The organism is Anoxybacter fermentans (assembly GCF_003991135.1).
Taxonomy (GTDB): Bacteria; Bacillota; Halanaerobiia; order DY22613; family DY22613; genus Anoxybacter; species Anoxybacter fermentans.
Genome location: NZ_CP016379.1, coordinates 247,867 through 266,020, shown reverse-complemented (window position 1 = coordinate 266,020; position 18,154 = coordinate 247,867). Strand labels below are relative to the sequence as shown.

The 18,154-nt window shown below is 35.3% G+C and carries 13 protein-coding genes; 2 read left to right on the top strand and 11 right to left on the bottom strand.

Translation table 11 applies throughout. The features are described 5' to 3' along the window. Positions 1-16: 16 nt before the first annotated feature. The 6 genes from BBF96_RS01205 to thrC form a co-directional block, all read right to left on the bottom strand. Complete coding sequence (locus BBF96_RS01205) at positions 17-1,777, bottom strand: B12-binding domain-containing radical SAM protein (RefSeq protein ID WP_164730834.1); 1,761 nt, start codon at positions 1,775-1,777, stop codon at positions 17-19. Between the two features lie 259 nt (positions 1,778-2,036). Then, the gene (locus BBF96_RS01200; protein WP_127015457.1) at positions 2,037-3,713 is read right to left on the bottom strand and encodes a S8 family serine peptidase; all 1,677 of its coding nucleotides are present in this window, start codon (positions 3,711-3,713) and stop codon (positions 2,037-2,039) included. A 642-nt stretch (positions 3,714-4,355) separates the two neighbouring features. Beyond that, positions 4,356-6,032: a S8 family peptidase gene (locus BBF96_RS01190; protein ID WP_127015455.1), complete on the bottom strand. Its 1,677-nt coding sequence runs from the start codon at positions 6,030-6,032 to the stop codon at positions 4,356-4,358. Positions 6,033-6,243: 211 nt separating this feature from the next. Next, entirely contained in the window at positions 6,244-6,987 is a 744-nt protein-coding gene (locus BBF96_RS01185) for a 5'-methylthioadenosine/adenosylhomocysteine nucleosidase (protein ID WP_127015454.1), read from the bottom strand. Positions 6,988-7,399: 412 nt separating this feature from the next. Further along, complete coding sequence (gene murB / locus BBF96_RS01180) at positions 7,400-8,326, bottom strand: UDP-N-acetylmuramate dehydrogenase (protein WP_127015453.1); 927 nt, start codon at positions 8,324-8,326, stop codon at positions 7,400-7,402. Between the two features lie 516 nt (positions 8,327-8,842). Then, positions 8,843-9,928, bottom strand: a complete 1,086-nt coding sequence (thrC, locus tag BBF96_RS01175; protein WP_127015452.1) for a threonine synthase — start codon at positions 9,926-9,928, stop codon at positions 8,843-8,845. Positions 9,929-9,999: 71 nt separating this feature from the next. Here thrC and BBF96_RS01170 point away from each other — a divergent pair, with 71 nt between their 5' ends. Then, a complete protein-coding gene (locus BBF96_RS01170) occupies positions 10,000-10,932 on the top strand; it encodes an RluA family pseudouridine synthase (protein WP_127015451.1) in 933 nt (310 codons plus the stop codon). 192 nt (positions 10,933-11,124) lie between these two features. On the opposite strand, the gene BBF96_RS01165 is transcribed toward BBF96_RS01170, so the two are convergent. From BBF96_RS01165 to BBF96_RS01145, 5 genes are all read right to left on the bottom strand, one after another. Beyond that, positions 11,125-12,681, bottom strand: coding sequence for an IS1182 family transposase (locus BBF96_RS01165; protein ID WP_127015450.1), 1,557 nt, complete (start codon positions 12,679-12,681; stop codon positions 11,125-11,127). Positions 12,682-12,836: 155 nt separating this feature from the next. Further along, on the bottom strand, positions 12,837-14,012 hold the full coding sequence (locus BBF96_RS01160) for a tetratricopeptide repeat protein (RefSeq protein WP_127015449.1): 1,176 nt from the start codon (positions 14,010-14,012) through the stop codon (positions 12,837-12,839). Positions 14,013-14,344: 332 nt separating this feature from the next. After that, positions 14,345-14,914: a DUF6648 family protein gene (locus BBF96_RS01155; RefSeq protein WP_127015448.1), complete on the bottom strand. Its 570-nt coding sequence runs from the start codon at positions 14,912-14,914 to the stop codon at positions 14,345-14,347. A gap of 96 nt (positions 14,915-15,010) precedes the next feature. Continuing rightward, entirely contained in the window at positions 15,011-16,021 is a 1,011-nt protein-coding gene (locus tag BBF96_RS01150; RefSeq protein ID WP_127015447.1) for a single-stranded DNA-binding protein, read from the bottom strand. Positions 16,022-16,449: 428 nt separating this feature from the next. Continuing rightward, the gene (locus tag BBF96_RS01145; RefSeq protein ID WP_127015446.1) at positions 16,450-17,379 is read right to left on the bottom strand and encodes an AEC family transporter; all 930 of its coding nucleotides are present in this window, start codon (positions 17,377-17,379) and stop codon (positions 16,450-16,452) included. 109 nt (positions 17,380-17,488) lie between these two features. On the opposite strand from BBF96_RS01145, the gene trmB reads away from it, so the two are divergent. Beyond that, entirely contained in the window at positions 17,489-18,142 is a 654-nt protein-coding gene (gene trmB / locus BBF96_RS01140; protein ID WP_127015445.1) for a tRNA (guanosine(46)-N7)-methyltransferase TrmB, read from the top strand. The last annotated feature ends 12 nt before the right edge of the window (positions 18,143-18,154 follow it).

Sequence of the window (18,154 nt, the reverse complement as noted above, 5' to 3'; positions counted from 1 at the left end):
TATAATTACCTCTTTTTTAATCAAGTGGGACCTTTTTATATTGAACACAACCAGTAACTGGATCTTTACACTTATAATTAAAGAGCACAAAGATAGTTTCATTTCCTGGCTCACCTTGATAGCCTTTATCTCTATAGGCAAAAATATCAAAGGCAAAGGGTTCAATTAAAATCTGCCGCATAATCTGCTTGCCCCCCAGATGGGCCAGCTCTGGAATATACTTATCAATTTTATCCCTGTCATCAATAAATTGATAAAAACGCTTTTTATAATCTTTAACCTTCACCGGATTTAACCAGTTGGGTAAATCATGTGTACGGATACTGCAAAGAAAGTCTAATTTTAAATATTCCTGAAAGATTTTCAAATCTTTATTAATCTTTTCTTTATAAAATTTCCAAAGAAATTTATATAAATCCGCCTCTTTGTGAGGTCTATGGTGATATCCCTGGCCTTCCCAGTAATCTTTCATCTCTTTAAAGAAAGCAAAAGGATTCTCCCGATAATACCTAGTAATGATAAAGTCAACTGATAATTCGAATTTATGGGAGTTATAAAAGGTCTCTAACAAATCTTCTATCATTTTTAATTCCAAAATTTCATCAAAACTGATCAGATCATTTGCCAATACTTCATATGGCGGTTGATCCATATACTTATACCCATAATCTTCTGCATTCTGGCGAATTCCAGACCCCTTGAGAAGTTTTAAAAATCCCAATTGGAGGTTGTCAGGTCTTAAAACAAAAACATCGTTAAAGGACTTCTGAAATCTGTTATAGTTTTCCTCAGGCAAACCAGCAATTAAATCCAGATGTAAATGAATATTACGAGAGCTTGAAAGAACCTTTACCACCTCAACCAGCCTCTCAAAGTTATAAGCCCTTTTGATCTTCCGCAAAGTCGGTTTATGGGTAGATTGAACTCCGATTTCAAACTGAAAAAGCCCCTGAGGAACCTGGCGGAGAAAATCAAGCATCTCATCTGTAATTAGATGGGCAGTGATCTCAAAATGAAATGTAGTCTCTTTCTGGTGTTCTACAAGAAAGCGCATGATCTCAAGTGCATGGTCAGGATTAAAGTTAAAAGTACGATCGACAAATTTGACCTTTTTTACTTCTGCCTCAATTAATCTTAAAAGATCTTCTTTAATCCTTTGCATCGAAAAAGTACGTACGCCTTTAAAGGTAGAGGAAAGACAATATTGGCAATTAAAGGGGCACCCCCGACTGCTTTCATAATAAACCAGTCTATTCTTAAATTCATCCAGATGATCTTCAAAAGGAGAAGGAATCCTATCCAGATTAGAAATAAGCGGGCGCTCTGGTGTAGAAATAATTTCATTACCTTTCCGATAGGTAAGCCCAGATATTAGTCCAACTTCTTTACCATTAAAAAGATTTTCTAATAATTCATAAAAAGTCTCTTCACCTTCACCTCTGACGATATAATCCAGATACGGATGATCCCTTAAAATATTCTCCGAATCAAAACTTACTTCCGGACCACCAAGCACAATTTTTAAATCAGGTTTGATCTTTTTTAAATTTCCGCAGAGCTGAAGTGTGGGAATAATATTCCAGATATAACAGCTAAATGCCACAAGATCAGCTTTTGTCTTATAAATCTCTGCTAAAATATAATCTAAATTCTGATTGATATTAAACTCCTTAAGTTCAATTTTTAAAGGCAAATTCCGGCAATAAGAACGGAGGTAACGAAGGGCCAGATTGGAATGAATAAATTTTGAATTTAAGGTAGTCAACAATATTTTCATCATTACATTGCTCCTTTACTTTTTAGTTTACATCTACTTTTATTATACCAATTTTATGATTTTACTGCAAAAAGCTAATTTTTCGTTTCATAAAGAAATTTTTCGAACCACCTAAAGTTCGATTTCAGTCGAAATAGGATGGTTTAACGAAAAATTCTATGGCGCTCAAAATTAGCTTTTTGCAGTGTAATCATTTTATCTAAATAAACAAAATAAAAAAAGGCCTCTACCCGAAGGTAGAGACCAGTTACTTTTTTTATTATTGATCTTGATACAATATCACACTATTTGCACCGGCACTCACATCAAAGAAGTAGTCACCACTATCAGCATATGAATAGACGTGAATTTTATAAGTACCGGTCATAGTTGGAGTAAAGTGTACATCTTCCTGGCGTCTGCTAGTTTCTGAAGAAGCAACCAGGTTACCATTTGGATCATAAACATACAAATCGAAATCTGGATGGGTTTCTGTAAAGATCCACCAACCACTTTGGTACCAGCCAGGCATAACCAGAGTAACTGCAATTGGATAACTAGTATCGGTTACATCCAGATACCAAATATCAGTATTACCAGTACCTGCTAAGGTTTCAGAAGCATAGAAATGTGGAGGAACAGCTATGCCAGTACCGTTGTATCCACCAGCAGCTTTAATAGCCTCATAAGCCTGGAGACGACCTGCACCATAATCAATATCCTTACCGGCTGGACCCCAATCTACAGCAGTATTCATAAGTATATTCTTAATATCACCAGGTGTCAAAGATGGATTAGCATCCAACATCAGAGCAATAGTACCAGAACAGAATGGAGTCGCCATAGAAGTACCGCTCATTTCTGTATAACCATTGGTGGTGTTAGCTTTAGCAGACATAATATACCAACCTGGGGCAGAAATATCAGGCTTAATCCGTCCATCAGCTGTTGGACCACGGCTGGAGAAGTAAGCCTGGAAGAAGCCCTGTTCGCCAACATCGCCTTGAGCACCAACAGTAATAGCATATTCTGCTGCTGCAGGAGAACCAATGGTATAATCTGCTGGGCCTTCATTACCGGCAGCTACAACAGGAACAATACCTGCATTATAAGCCTGTTGAAGTAACTGAGAAGTAGAATCAGTACCATCTGAACTACCAGCAGAACCTAAAGACATACTTATAATATCGATACCATAGATATCTTTATTATCTATACACCATTGGATTGCTGCATCTATGTCACTGGTAGTACCTGAACCATTACTGTTCAAAACCTTCAAACCAATTAAAGCAGCACCAGGAGCAACCCCTCTGTAGTTTATATTACCTTCTCCGGTACCAGCAATGGTAGCAGCAACATGAGTACCATGACCATGATCATCATAAGGAGTTGTCTTACCATTAACAAAGTCATACCATGCTATAATTTTACCTCCATCTAAGTCAACATGATTACCGTCAATACCTGTATCGATAACTGCTACAACAACGTCATTTTTACTATAACTGGTTGGGTTTCCATCCCGGTCACCATCAAGACCAAAATCAGCAACAGCTTTTTCTACCCCAAACCAATACTTTGCAGTATCCATATATGCTTTTACTTCAGCATCCAACTGGATTTGTTTTACAAAAGGCATTTTTGCCAGAGCAAGTATGTGACCTTTAGTCATCTCACCTGCAAAACCCTTCAGATACTTATATTCAAATTTAACATTAAAATCACCCAATTGTTTCTTTAAACCTGGAATAGATACATCTTCATTAAAAAGAACAATAACTTTATACTTATCAGAAGGCTGGCCAACTTCCATTACCCGATACAGATTTTCAAAAATCTTGTCACCATCTGCATCATAGTTTAAAATTGGCTTAGCTTTATCAGCAGGCTTAGCAAAAACAAAAGAACTGAAAACCATCATCAAAATAACAGTCAGTACCAATACTCTCCTCATCACTCATCCCCCTTTTTAAAATTTTTTGTTTGTGTAAGACCTACCCATCCTTTCTACTTCTCGCCTTCTCAACTACTCAGCTTTTTAACACCTCCCTTTTTATAGAAAAATATATAATTACCGTATTTAAATAATATCACATTTTTTATTGGTAGTCAAGATTAATTTTAGATTTATTTTCCTTTTAGTTAGTTTATTTCCTGAATAAAAAGACCTAAATCTGGTTTATTTATCCAGATTTAGGTCAACCTACTCAATTAAGAAAGTCTCCACCAATCCAATTGATCAGGGAGACCTTTTTATCACTTATCCCTACACTGCCTTTTCTAGTATTTTTATATAATATGGTTAAACTGCAAAAAGCTAATTTTTCGCTTTTTGAGAAATTTTTCAAATCATCTAAAGCTCGATTTCCGCCGAAATAAGGCTTCCTAATCGAAGAGCCCTCCTGGCCCTTGATTAGCTCATCAATCCTCAGATGAGGCCTTATTTCGTCGGAAATCTCGTAAAGATTTGGCGAAAAATTTCTATGTCGCTCAAAATTAGCTTTTTGCAGTATAATCATAATATTTTTTATTCACAATTTTAATATATACAGGGTTATCTTTCAATAGTGTCTAGTCTATGAGAAATTTTTCGCTTCTAATATTGATTATCAGCACCAAGATAAAATAATAAAATATCACCATAGAAATCTAGATAATATTTACCACTTCCTTTATATGAAACAACTTCTAATGTATAAGGACCAGCCATAGTCGGATAAATGGAAATCCATTCATGCCGTCCTCCTCTCTCTCCTTTTGCTACCAAATTTCCGTTAGGGTCATATAAATACAAATTCAAATTATCTTTATCTTCGTCTAAATACGTTACCATGGTTACCGCCAGAATATGGTCTGTACTCCCCAACTCTACAATCCATTGGTCGTAAAACCCTTCTGAAGGAAGATCCTCCTCAGCCCGGAAATGATAGGGATTGTCAAAAACCATATTACTTTTATCTTTAAGCTGGTCCAAAGCATTTTCAACCTGTATTTTTCCCATACCGTAGTCTGGATCCCAACCTTCTGGTCCCCAATCTTCGGCGGTCTTTAACAAAATATTTTTAATCTCATCAGGAGTGAGCGAAGGTTGTAAATCCAAAAGTAATGCAATAATACCTGCAGTAAAGGGTGCAGCCATACTGGTACCGCTAAAAACAATATATTGGTCAGTTGTTCTGGCCTGAGGAGCCATTATCCTCCATCCAGGCCCACATAAATCAGGCTTGGCTCTTCCATCCAAAGTAGGGCCTCGACTTGCAAAATAAGCCAGAAATTCTCCACCTTCACCCTGATCTGCCATTCCGCTCACAGTTATAGCTTTTTCTGCAGCGCCCGGACTACCAATAGTCTGAAGACCAGCCCCCTGATTCCCAGCAGCAACGACAACATTTATTCCTTTCTCTACAAGAAGATTAATTAATTGACAGGTAGAATCACTACCATCCGCCGTTCCTTTACTACCAAAAGAAATACTCAAAATATCAATTTTAAGCTGATCTTTTTGATCAAGCAGCCATTCAATTCCAGCATCTACAATACTCATTCTACTTTTCCCCTCAGCATCGAGAGCCTTTACTACCACCAGTGCCGCACCTGGGGCAACACCAATGTAATCCTGATTCCCTATTCCAAGACCAGCTGCAATCCCTGCAACATGGGTTCCGTGCCCATGATCATCATAGGGGGTTGAACGATTCTGAATTAGATCCAGCCAACCTATCACTTTATTTTCTGGTAAATCCACATGTTTTACATCAATTCCGGTATCTATAAAAGCAATCACTACATCCTGACTGGTATAAATACCCGGATCACCATCTCTATCACCATCCACTAGATAATATTGACGCGCCTTTAGTACTCCAAAGCCAGGAGCAGCAGTATCCATATAAATTTCAACCGGAGCATCCCATTGAATTTTTTCAATAACAGAATACTCTCTAAGTCTTAAAATCTGTTCTTTTGTTAACTGAGTGGCAAATCCATTAAAATAGCGATAAATATACGTAGGTGTAAAATCACCAATTTTAGATTTTAAATAAGATAATAACCTGGGATTTGCAGGCTCTGTTAAATGAACAATCACCGGATATTGATCTTTCTCAAGCTTAAGTTCTAACTCCAGATCATCGTAAAGTTTATTATCATTCTGGTCTGCCATTGGCCGTTTGGAATCAAAGGGAAAGATCTCAATCCCGTAAACCACTGGGCCCGCCTTTATTACTAACCCCAAAACTATTAACATGATTACCATTAATTTTTTTATTTCCATTTTTCTAAACCTCCCTTGAAATTAACCCAATTTTCCCATAATCTTATATCAATTATAGCACAAATTCCATCTTACATATATAGTTCTATAGTTATATAATTTTGATTATAAACCAATCCATAGGCAGAAGACCCATGGATTACACTAAAATCGGACTTTAGATGGTTCGAAAAATTTTTTTGAAGCTAAAAATTAGCTTTTTACAGTAAAATCATAAATCAATTAAAAAGAGCACCTCTTTTAAAATTTGATAATTTACCTCCAATACAGGTTTCAGAATTTCTTTAATGATTTGCATTGCTCCTTCATCAGCCAGGTCACTAATAGTTCGAATAATTAGAAAGGGTATATCATTTAAAAAACAAGTCTGAGCAACTGCCGCACTTTCCATATCTACACAATCACCAGCCAGTTTATCAAATAATTGTTGAACTTTCTTTTTGCTTGCAATTACCTGATCTCCAGTAAGAATTCGTCCAAAAGTTATTGTTAATTCTTTGCCTTGACGTAATGATTTTAGAATTGACGGCAGCGAGAGCTTTTTGTCGGAAAGACCTTTTTTAAGCTTTTTTATAAGTATAGAATCAGTCTTAAAAATGGTGCGAAAAACGGAATAGACTGTGTTTTTTTCAATTCCCTGACCTTCCCAATCAATATCATGATAGAATGTTTCCGTAGCAATTACGGTATCACCAATAATTAAATCAGGATTTAAACCTCCTGCAATCCCGGCAAAGATAACCAATTCCACTCCAAACTGATCAATAAGAATATGGGTACAAAGCGCTGAGCTAACTTTGCCTATCCCACTAATAACAAAAACCACTTCCCGCCCCATGAATTTACCCTTATAAAAGCGGGTTTTAAGCCGCTCAACTTCCTCTTCAATCTCCATTTCCTGTAAAATGTGCTGAGCTTCTTCTTTAAAAGCACAGATTATACCAATTTTAACCATTCTACCCCCCTTTATTTAAAAAAACCGGTAAATTCAACGATCGGGAATTTATTCCTTATAAAATTTTCTTTAATCCAGTTTAAAGTCCCTGCTTATAATCCTTTAAAAAATATAAAAAGCACAAATGATTTTACTACAAAAAACTAATTTTTCGCTTCAAAAGAAATTTTTCGAACCATCTAAAGTTCGATTTCAGTCGAAATAAGGCACACTAATCAATGGGCCCTCCTGGCCCTTGATTACTCATCAATCCTCAGATGAGGCCTTATTTAGACTGAAATCTCACTAAGATGTGCAGTTTAATCATAAATTAGAATCTTTACTTTTTACTTGAATTGTCGCCCACACAATTTTAACAATCTACCTTAATAAAACCTACATGAATAAAAAAAGCCAGTGAAAAACCACTGGCTTAATCTTCATCAGAATTAAACTCACCTACAAGACGTATTTCTGGTTCAAGTTCAACTCCTTCCATTTCCCACACCCGTTTCTGGATATAGCGAATTAGACTAAGAACATCTTTCGCTGTCGCATTTCCCCTGTTAATAATAAAACCTGCATGTTTTTGTGATACCTGTGCATCACCGATAGTATAACCTTTTAGACCTGCCTCTTCAATCAATGCTCCGACATAATATCCTTTAGGTCTTTTAAAAACACTTCCAGCACTGGGATATTCGAGAGGCTGTTTTTCCTTCCTGCGGTTATTCAAATCAATCATCTTTGCCCGAATCTCTACCGGGTCTCCCTTCTTTAATTTCATCTCTGCTTCTACCACAATCCATCCATTTTTCTGAAAAATACTCTTACGGTAGCCAAACCCTATCTCCTCATTGGTAAGGACTTTTTTTTCACCAGCAGGTGTATAAGCTATAACCTGGGTTATTATATCTTTCATCTCTCCTCCATAAGCACCGGCATTCATCACCACTGCTCCTCCTAAAGTTCCAGGAATGCCGCTGGCAAATTCCAGACCGGTTAATTCAGATTCTAACGCGCAAGAAGCAAGTTTTGCCAGGGTCACACCGGCTCCAGCAGTGATTCGGTTCCCTTCAATTCTGATATAATTTAACCCGGTCATTTTTATTACCACACCACGGATTCCCCGGTCACCAACAAGCAGATTACTTCCTTTGCCAAGAACAAAATATGGAACATTGGCTCTGGAAAAAAACTGTAAAATCTTTTGTAAACCTTCACAATTAGTTGGCTCCACCATAAGGTCAGCGGGACCACCAATTTTAAAACTGGTATATTGAGACATGGGAGCATTTTCGATTATTTTGCATCCCGATATCTTACATAAAACCTTTTTAATCTTACTAAGTGAATACATATAAAAAACCTCCTCTTCATCCATATCTATTCTACGTTTAATACCTCTATTCTTATACTTAAGTTACCCTATTTTCTGTTAAAGCCTGATTGGATAACTTTTTGCTCTTCCATAAAAATTCTGGAAAGGCAATTACTTTCTCGTCTTCGCTACTTTAATCTTTAATAATAAAACTACATGATCATCCTTGATAATCTTCTCAATTGTACTTTCTTTCTGAAGATCATCTATTGAATAAATTCTCAGTCCAGAATTATTCTTACTCTGCCGATAAATCCCGATAAGTTTTGTTTCACCATCGTCAAGCCCAATCCTTTTATCTAAAACATAACTCCAGAACTGAATTCCTGATTTAGTAAATAACTTTTCTATCTCAATTAATGAAGTTCTACCATCTGGCTACCATTGGTGTAATAAAGAAATAAAAGGTTTTTCTCTCTGCCCAATGCATACTCCTTACTGGTTAACTCATCAGCTCCACGCGAAAGTCAATTGATAATATTGATTTAAATCCTTTTACCCCTTCTTTAAACCGTTCCCTGTCAGGGGTAAGATCACTTTATCCTTTAATTTTATCAACCCTTTCTTTATGGCTTGATAAAATCCTGCCACTACCGTACCTGAAGTAGGTTCAACGTAAATCCCCATCCTACTCAATTCCCGCACACCTTTTAAGACCTCTTTATCAGTAACGGTCACCACTTCTCCACCAGTTTCCCTGACAGCTTCTACAATCTCATCAATACGTACAGGTTCACCAACAGAGATCCCTTCTGCTACCGTAGGTTTTATAGATTTGAGTTCTAATCCATAAAATCTGGCATAAATTGGTGCGCAGTTAGCCGACTGGACTGCAATAAACCGGGGCAATTTTTCAATCTGGCCCATCTTAAGTAAATCCATAAAACCAATAAAAGCTCCAAGAAGCATAGTTCCGTTCCCAACGGGTATTACTAAAAATTCAGGAGCCTGATAACCCAACTGTTCCCATATCTCAAAAGCCATAGTTTTAGTTCCCTCAAAGAAAAGAGGATTCCAGGAATGGCTGGCATAATAAACTGACTCTGCTGCTTCCATCACTGCCCGGGAAACAGCATCACGCTCACCAGGAATTTTCTTTATACTAGAACCATATGCTTCGATCTGTTTAATCTTTCCCTCTGATGTCTTTTCTGGAAGATAAATTTCACATTGAACTCCAGCAGCAGCTGAATAAGCTGCAATTGCTGCTCCAGCATTACCAGATGAATCTTCAACAATCCGATCAATTCCCCATTCTTTTATCTTACTCAAAAGAACTGCTGCTCCCCGATCTTTAAAGGAACCAGTTGGAGATAAAAATTCCATCTTAAGATAAATATTATAGCCGCTAATCATTCTCTGTAAAAGAGGAGTCATCCCCTCACCCAAAGTAATCATTGCATCCTTTTGCTCAACCGGTAAAAGATCCCGATACCTCCATAAACTCAAATCCTCTTTTTGAATTTCCATCGTTTTAAATCTCCGCTCAATCTTTAATAACCCTCCACATTCACACCGCCAAATGGGTTTATCAAGTGAATACTTTTTTTCACATCTGTAACAAACAAAATTACTTTGCATTTTCCCCACCTTTCAGTTGCAATTTATCTTGATTACCGTTTATAATAAACAGAGAAAGACAGGTGTTGAAGATGCTAAAACCATATGTAGATCATTTTAAAAATGATGAGCAGATCATAACCTATCAGGTCCAACCAAAAGAGACGGGATTGACTATTTATCAGCTCCTAAGAAATCAACTCTTAATTTCCCGCAGCTTACTCCGTAAAATCCGAAAAAGTTACCGGGTACGCTTTAATGGGCAATATGTAGATTTTTCTACACAGGTTAAAGAAGGAGATCTGTTGGAATTTAATTTTAATTTTGATGAAGAGGCAGATTTTGAACCTGAACCCATGCAACTTGATATTGTTTATGAAGATGCAAACCTACTGGTTGTGAATAAACCTACAGGAATGCTGGTTCATCCTACAGCTACAGAACGAACCAATACCCTGGCCAATGGTGTCCTCTACTATCTCAAAGCCCAGGGAAATCATAACCTCTTCCGCCCTATTCACCGACTGGACCGTAATACTTCTGGTCTGGTATTGATAGCAAAAAATCAATATGCACATAATTACATGTCCAATCAACTTAAACGTAATAAGATCCATCGCCAATATCTGGCCCTGGTACATGGTGTGATAACCGATGATTCAGGTACTATAGATGCTCCCATCGGGCGTGTAAAAGGTAGCATTATCCAACGTAAAGTTGATCCTGTTCAAGGAAAAAAAGCTATAACCCACTATAGAGTATTAAAACGATTTTCTAATGCTACACTAATTGCCCTTAGCTTAGAAACCGGTCGCACCCACCAGATTCGTGTTCACTTAAGTTATCTCGGCTATCCTCTAATGGGAGATACCCTCTATGGTGGAAGTGATGAGCTAATTAAAAGACACGCTCTCCATTCATGGAAAATCTTCTGTCGAATTCCTCTATCTCATGAGAAAAAGGAATTTGAAGCACCATTAGCACCAGATCTACAAGACCTGCTCAACTCTTTAATTCAAAAGTAGTTAAAACTTTAACAATAATATACCAGATATTAAAGGTTCTTTCAACATATTTGGATTGTGTTCTGATAAATAAAAAAAGGGGCTGTCCCAAAAGTAATTAATTACTTTTGGGCATGGCCCCTTTTTTCATTGTTCATTTCAAATTCATTGAAAATTTTTCTGTTAAGAAAATAAAAACCCATACCTGACATTCTATACTGTTGCCAGTTTAGCCAGGTTATGGGCTATACACAGTAAACCCCATTCAATTTTTACTTTCTCAAGGCCACGAAGCAGAAATCTCCGGAATGACCAATTACCTTTGATCCTTCCAAAGACAGATTCCGCTTCAATTGCTCTTTGAGAACGGAGTTTCATACCTTTATCGGAACAAAGGTTTTCCTTTACCTTTTGCTTATATTCACGTAATTTAAAATTTATTCTTATTACTCGATCACCTTTGGCCTTGGTACAATTTTCTTTTAACTCACACTCATCACAATTTTCGCATTTGTAATATCTAATTTGTTTAGTATATCCATTTTCAGTCTTAATTTCTTTTGTCTTACAGTAAATGAGTCTTCTTTGAACAGGACAAATAAACTCGTCGTTTTCTTTATCATACGGCCAGTTTTCTACTTTAAATATATCATTTTTAAACTTCTTCTTTTGTTCTTTATGAAAAGTATTATACTTAACATAAATATTAGTATTAGCTTTCTCTAAGTAATCATAATTTTCCTCACTACCATAACCTGAATCAGCTATCACATTCTCCGGAATCTTACCTGTAACTTCTTTTACTTTTTCTAAATGAGGTATTAAGCATCTTGAATCTGCCGGCCTTTGATGAATACTATAACCAACTACAAACTGATTCTCTGTACCTATCTGAACATTATATGCGGGCTTCAATTGCCCATTTTTCATGTGGTCTTCTTTCATTCTCATAAAAGTTGCATCAGTATCTGTTTTAGAATAACTGTTTCGTCCATTTAAAATCTCTTCCTGTTGCTCATATTTTTTCATTCTGGGAAGACATTTAGTCTTGAGCTCTTTAATTGTTTTCTTTAACTTCTTGTTTTTGGAATTCTTTTCTAGACGTTCTTCAAGTTCCTTAATTTTTTCTTCGAGTTTCTTTGAATCTATTTCTTTTCCTTCACCCATCTCCTCCAGGTCATTATCCCCATACAATCTATTCTCTTCTTCGTTGGTTTTCTCAATCTCTTTTAAAAGTTCATTAATTTTTGCCCTGAGCCTTGCTTTGTACTTCTTTGTCGCTTTTCCCCAGACAAAGCTATATTTGTTTGCATTAGCTTCTATTTTTGTACCATCTAAAAAGTAATTCTCTAACTTTACATATCCTTCTTCTATAAGAAGTTCCAATACTGATGCAAATACCTCATCAATAACATCTTTCATGATCTCTGATCTGAATCGGTTTATCGTCCGAAAATCAGGTTTATTGTTACCACTAAGCCACATAAAATAAATATTTTCCCGAAGTGCCTTGGCAATTCGTCTTGATGAATATATTCTCTGAGTATAGGCATATACTATAACCTTAAGCATCATTTTCGGATGGTAGCTGCTTCTACCCCCACCTTTATATTTTTCAAGCAGGGGTTCAATATTCATCCTTTCTATAGCTGAATTTACCACCCTTACTAAATGATTCTCAGGAATAAACACATCAAAACTCAAAGGCAACATTGTCTGATTCATATTATATTCAATAAATGTCTTTTTATTATGGTTTTTCCTCTTCATATTTATATTTTACCATAAAAAAAGGTGTTGTCTTTATAAAAATTTCTGACAACACCTTTCTTTTAATATTTACTTTTGGGGGTTATAAAGGGACTTTTGGGACAGCCCCCTTTTAAGTAAGCTTCCGATTTTAACCTTTTGTTTGGGGAGTTAACCTACAGGGAACTATTACAGAATAATTTATATCTATCATATTCACTACGATAGAAAGCATATTCAGATTCATTCCCCACTCTCTGAGCACTTATATATTTAATTAAACAAATTTCATAAAGTAATTTTAAACAAGGAAAATTCTGATCCTGTTTATAAGCCAACTCAGCAAAAGCATATGCCAGATCTAAATTTCCTTTTTTAAAGAAATATAATGCAATTCCATAACAAATTCTATTCAATTCATTGATATCATTTCTCTTATATAACCAATTCCAGGCAGAATCTAAATACTCTTTTGCCTCTTCAATTCTCCCTTTATGAATCAATATAATACCAATTTCATCCAAAACATACCCAAATAAATTTTCCTGAACAAATTGCTCCTCCTTTATCGATTCAAGAATCCTGAGTGCTTCATCAAACTCTTTTTTTTCTACAAGAACACAGGCATAATCTAAAAGACTAAATAGTTCCAGATCTTTTAAATTATGTTCCTTTGACATCAAAAAAGCTTTTTTTATGTACCTCTCTGCCTCGTTTAATTCAATATTAATTTCTGAATTACAAATCTGTTCATCTACATACTTATATATTTCCTCCAAATCCCTAATTTCCATTAAATTTAACTTTTTTAATCTTTCCTCTATCAAATTTACCCTAACCAGGTAATTTTTTTGTTGACTTTTATAAATTAAACAACAGGTTATTTCAATATAACATCTGATAATAATCCGAATAAATTCACTGACATCCTTTCCTCGACTTTTTTCTTCATTAACTTTTTTTTCTGCATATTTATAAATCTTTCTAAAGACCTGAATCGCCTTATTGTATTCACCAATTACCCTTTTACTCACACCCAAAGCCAGTTCTAATTTAATTAAGAGATCTTTATTATCTTTAAATTTATTTTTATTTTCAAAGTAAAGTTTCTTAATTAAGTCATGACCTATACTACTATCAATTCCTAAATAAGCCAATCCTCTGATTCTTTCACATTCGATAATAGATAGTTCATCTTCTAAATAATTTTCTGCAATTAATTTCGCCTGAGTTGCCAAATCATAAGCTTTTATGTAATTACGTTCATCATTTATTGCTGATACTGCTTCTCTTATCAATGATTGATAATCTTGTTTGAATATATCTATAGTCACTATTTCTTTCCCAGCCAAATAATTTCCCTCCTTTTTGGGTCTTGTCTATATTATATATAAAAAGCAAAATTTTGTCAAGTGTGATAATATACAGTTGGTTTATCTGTTTTTTGTCTTTTATAAAAATTTATTATTGTTTTTTAAATATAAAAAATTAAACTGCAAAAAGTCAATTTTGAACACCATAGAAATTTTTTATTAAACCATCTTAATAAAATTTCAGTCAAAATAAGGTCTCATCACAGCATGTGATGAGCTAATCAAGTTACTGAAATTGAATTTTAGATGGTCAGAAAAATTAGCCTTTGCAGTAAAATTATAAAAAAAAGATTGCCTTAAAAAAGACAATCTTAATACTTCTGATTAATATACTGATCAATAACCGATTTACGATTATCATAACGAAAAGCTCCGGCCTGTTCAAGCTTTTCACGAATCCGCTCATTTTTAGTATGAAGAATTAGATCCTCAAAATCATGGAGAATAATTTCTATTAGTTCTCCTTTTAAAAATTTAGAGCGAACCCGGATATAATAGGCTTCAACATTTTTAAAATCAATTAATTCTAAAATTTTAAGTGTTGCCAGATCTTTCTGGCGATAATAATAGTTTACTTCTTCAATAGCTTTCCGATAGTATTTTTCATATTCACCTTTTCGTTTTATATCTCTGGCTTCCATATACCTATACTTGGCAAGTATATTATAATAATGGTAATTAAAAAAACCCTTCTGCAAACAATCAATATTTTTAAATGGTTTAACACCAAGACTCATGACAAAATCATAGTTGGCAGCAATAAATTCCCGTTTGGAAATATCTCCCATGGAAAACTGAGCAATTAAGGCTTCACGATGAGTAAAAAACTTATCATATAATCCCCCACTCGGAATATTCAGGACTTCCATAATCTTTGGCATAATAAACACCGCCCCTTTCTTTTGCCCATTATACCAGATTCCTTTTTTAATCGCAAGAAAGTTAATAAAAGACCTGAGCACTTAAAACTCAGGTCTTTATCCTAAAATATCAATTCTTTTTGCTGAAACCTCATAGGCCCGATGTCTGGTTTTCCTCCCATCTAATCCAATAATTTTTAACAACTCTGCCTCTATCTTTGGATTATAAATATTAGCACTATGTAAAAATTCCTTCAGCTGATAAGACTGTTCTAAAGTTGGCAGATGTTCTTTATAATAAATTCGGGATTGGAGCCGACCATTGATTAGTACTTCAGTATTTTTCCTTAATTTTTCATACATCCTCTCTGCCATCTCATTCCAGATAATTACATTTACATAATCCTGTTGCAAATCTTCTCTTTTATGGTCGCTATGGGGACGTTTTATATATAAAATAAAATTCAATAAAGGGCGACCCTCTTCTGTATAACGGAGTTCCGGTTCATTACATACCCGACCCAAAAGAAAGCATTTATTTTCATAAATCCTATCCCCCTGCTGTCCTATTCGGGCACCTCCACGCATTCCGCAAATATAAACTTCTTTAAAAGCAATCTGATATTGATTTCGTCTAATATTTATAAGATCCATACTCTGTAAAAATTCTTCTTTTCTATCTAACAGATTTAACTTCTTCAAATATTCATCCAATTTCCGTATCTGCTCATCAGAAAGATCTATATCAATTAGTAAATCCCTGGATTGAATCTCACCATTAAAAATAATAAAATCACCTTTATGAATCCGATCATAACAGAACTGAGCCGAGCGCCCAAAAGTAATGATGGGAAAAATATCTACTACATAATCTAACATCTGTTCCAGATCATGAGGATTATCCAGACGGGTATTCAAAAGATGAGAATACTTACCTAACTCCCTGATCATTTCCCGGGTTAATTCCTCACCTTTATAGCTTAAATTGAGTGAAACACGGCGTTTTTTTAAGTATCCAACCCGCAAAATGCGGATAGTTGACTTGAAAATAGGAAATTCAGCATCTTTCAATTCCAATGTTGGATAATCCAATACTTCCCCGGCAATCCATAGTTCATTAAAGTGCACTGCAAATTCCCTCCTTAACAACAAATTTTACTTTCAACACGTCATTGCTGTATTCTCATTCTCAGTAATGGTAGAGAATTCTCTTAAAAATATATATGATGTATGTAATCTATATATGATTAACTGCAAAAAGCTAATTTTTCGCTTCTTGAGAAATTTTTCGAATCATCTAAAGCTCGATTTCCGCCGAAATAAGGCTTCCTAATCAAAGGGCCCTCCTGGCCCTTGATTAGCTCATCACCTCCTGCGATGAGGCCTTATTTCATCGGAAATCTCGCTAAGATGATTTGGCGAAAAATTTCTATGTCGCTCAAAATTAGCTTTTTGCAGTATAATCTTACTATACTTTAAAAATAAAAGAGAACAGAAACTTCGAAATTGAAGCTCTGTTCCTTAGCTCTGGCTCATTCAAATCATCGAAGTTGGATTTATAATGCTTTAAGCAAAAACAAAAAGCAGGGAATAGTAACAATTGAAAAAAGAGTACTGATAAAAACTACCTCTGCTCCCAATTCTGCATCACCACCAAATCTTTTAGCAAAAATTGCAGTATTGGCAGCTGCCGGCATTCCCATTAAAATAACAATCACCCCTAACATGGTCTCAGAAAATTTAAAAGGTAAAACCAGGATCAGAGTGAAAAAAGGGATGACCACCAACCGGACGAAACTTGCCAGGTATATTTGCTTGTTTTTCCACATCTTACGAATCGCTGATTTACCCATCAATGCTCCTACCATCAACATAGAAAGTGGTGTGGTAGTACTTCCTAATAAATCTAAAGTATGAAATATGGGATATGGAAGCTTAATAGAGAAGAGAAAGAACCCAAAACCTATCAAAACAGCAACAATCCCCGGTGTCAGAAACATTCGCCAATGAAACGTAAAATTTTCTCCTTCCCTTCTCCGAAAGAGCCAGACCCCTAACGTCCAGACAACCAATCCAAAAGTAAAATTGAAGATTGATGTATAAAAAATCCCCAACTTGCCATAGATAGCACCAATAACAGGATACCCCATAAATCCCACATTAGAAAATGTTAGCATAAACTGAAAAATATCTCTTTCCCTGTCTGTAATTTTCATCTTCCAGGTCACCAGAAGTGCGATAATCCATGAAAAAAAGTATAATCCCAATGATATAAAAAATAATTGACCACTTTTGAATAATATTTCCCGGGAAAAGTCGAAACTCATCGAAGTAATAATCATAGCCGGCAAAGTCACATCCATTATCAATCGAGATAAACCACCGATTAAATGTTCATCAATAACTTTTAAACGATAGATAATAAATCCAATCAAAAGTATCATAAATAAAACAAGAATCTGATAAAATAATGTTAATAATTCCATTTAATCTCTCCTTTCTACCATAAATGCTACCCTATACCTATAGGGTTGAAAATTTTTTAGCAATATAGTACAATCTGAGATGACACTGTTAAAAAGGAGTGAATCCATAATGCGAATTCGGAATAAACCCTGGGCAGAAGATGAACTTAGAAAAAACCCCCGGGTTATATTTGGCCCAGAAACTAAAAAAAATATTTCAGGGCATTGGCAGGAATTTTTCGGTAATTCCAACCCCATTCATTTAGAAATTGGTACAGGTAAAGGGCATTTCATAATTGAAATAGCCGAACAGCATCCAGAAATCAATTTTATTGGCTTTGAAAAGGTAGAAGAAGTTTTAATCTATCCTGCCCGCTATGCTGTTGAATATGATAAAAAGAATATGGCCTTTATTTACGGAGATGCTCAATTTATAACTAACTACTTTGCACCCGGTGAAGTGGAAAGAATTTATCTTAATTTCTCTGATCCCTGGCCGAAAAAAAGACATCATAAAAGACGTCTTACACATCCCCGATTCCTTAATCTATATAAAGAAGTTCTCAAAGTTGGGGGAGAAATCCACTTTAAAACCGATAATCGGGATTTCTTTGAATTCTCTCTTGAAAAATTATCCGGAAACGGATTTTTACTTAAAAATATTACCTTTGACCTGCATAATAGTGAATATGCTGAAAAAAATATTATGACCCGATATGAGAAAAAATGGGTCGAAATGGGTAAAGCTATCTACCGTCTAGAAGCTATCTGGACAGGAAAATAAACTAATCGGGGG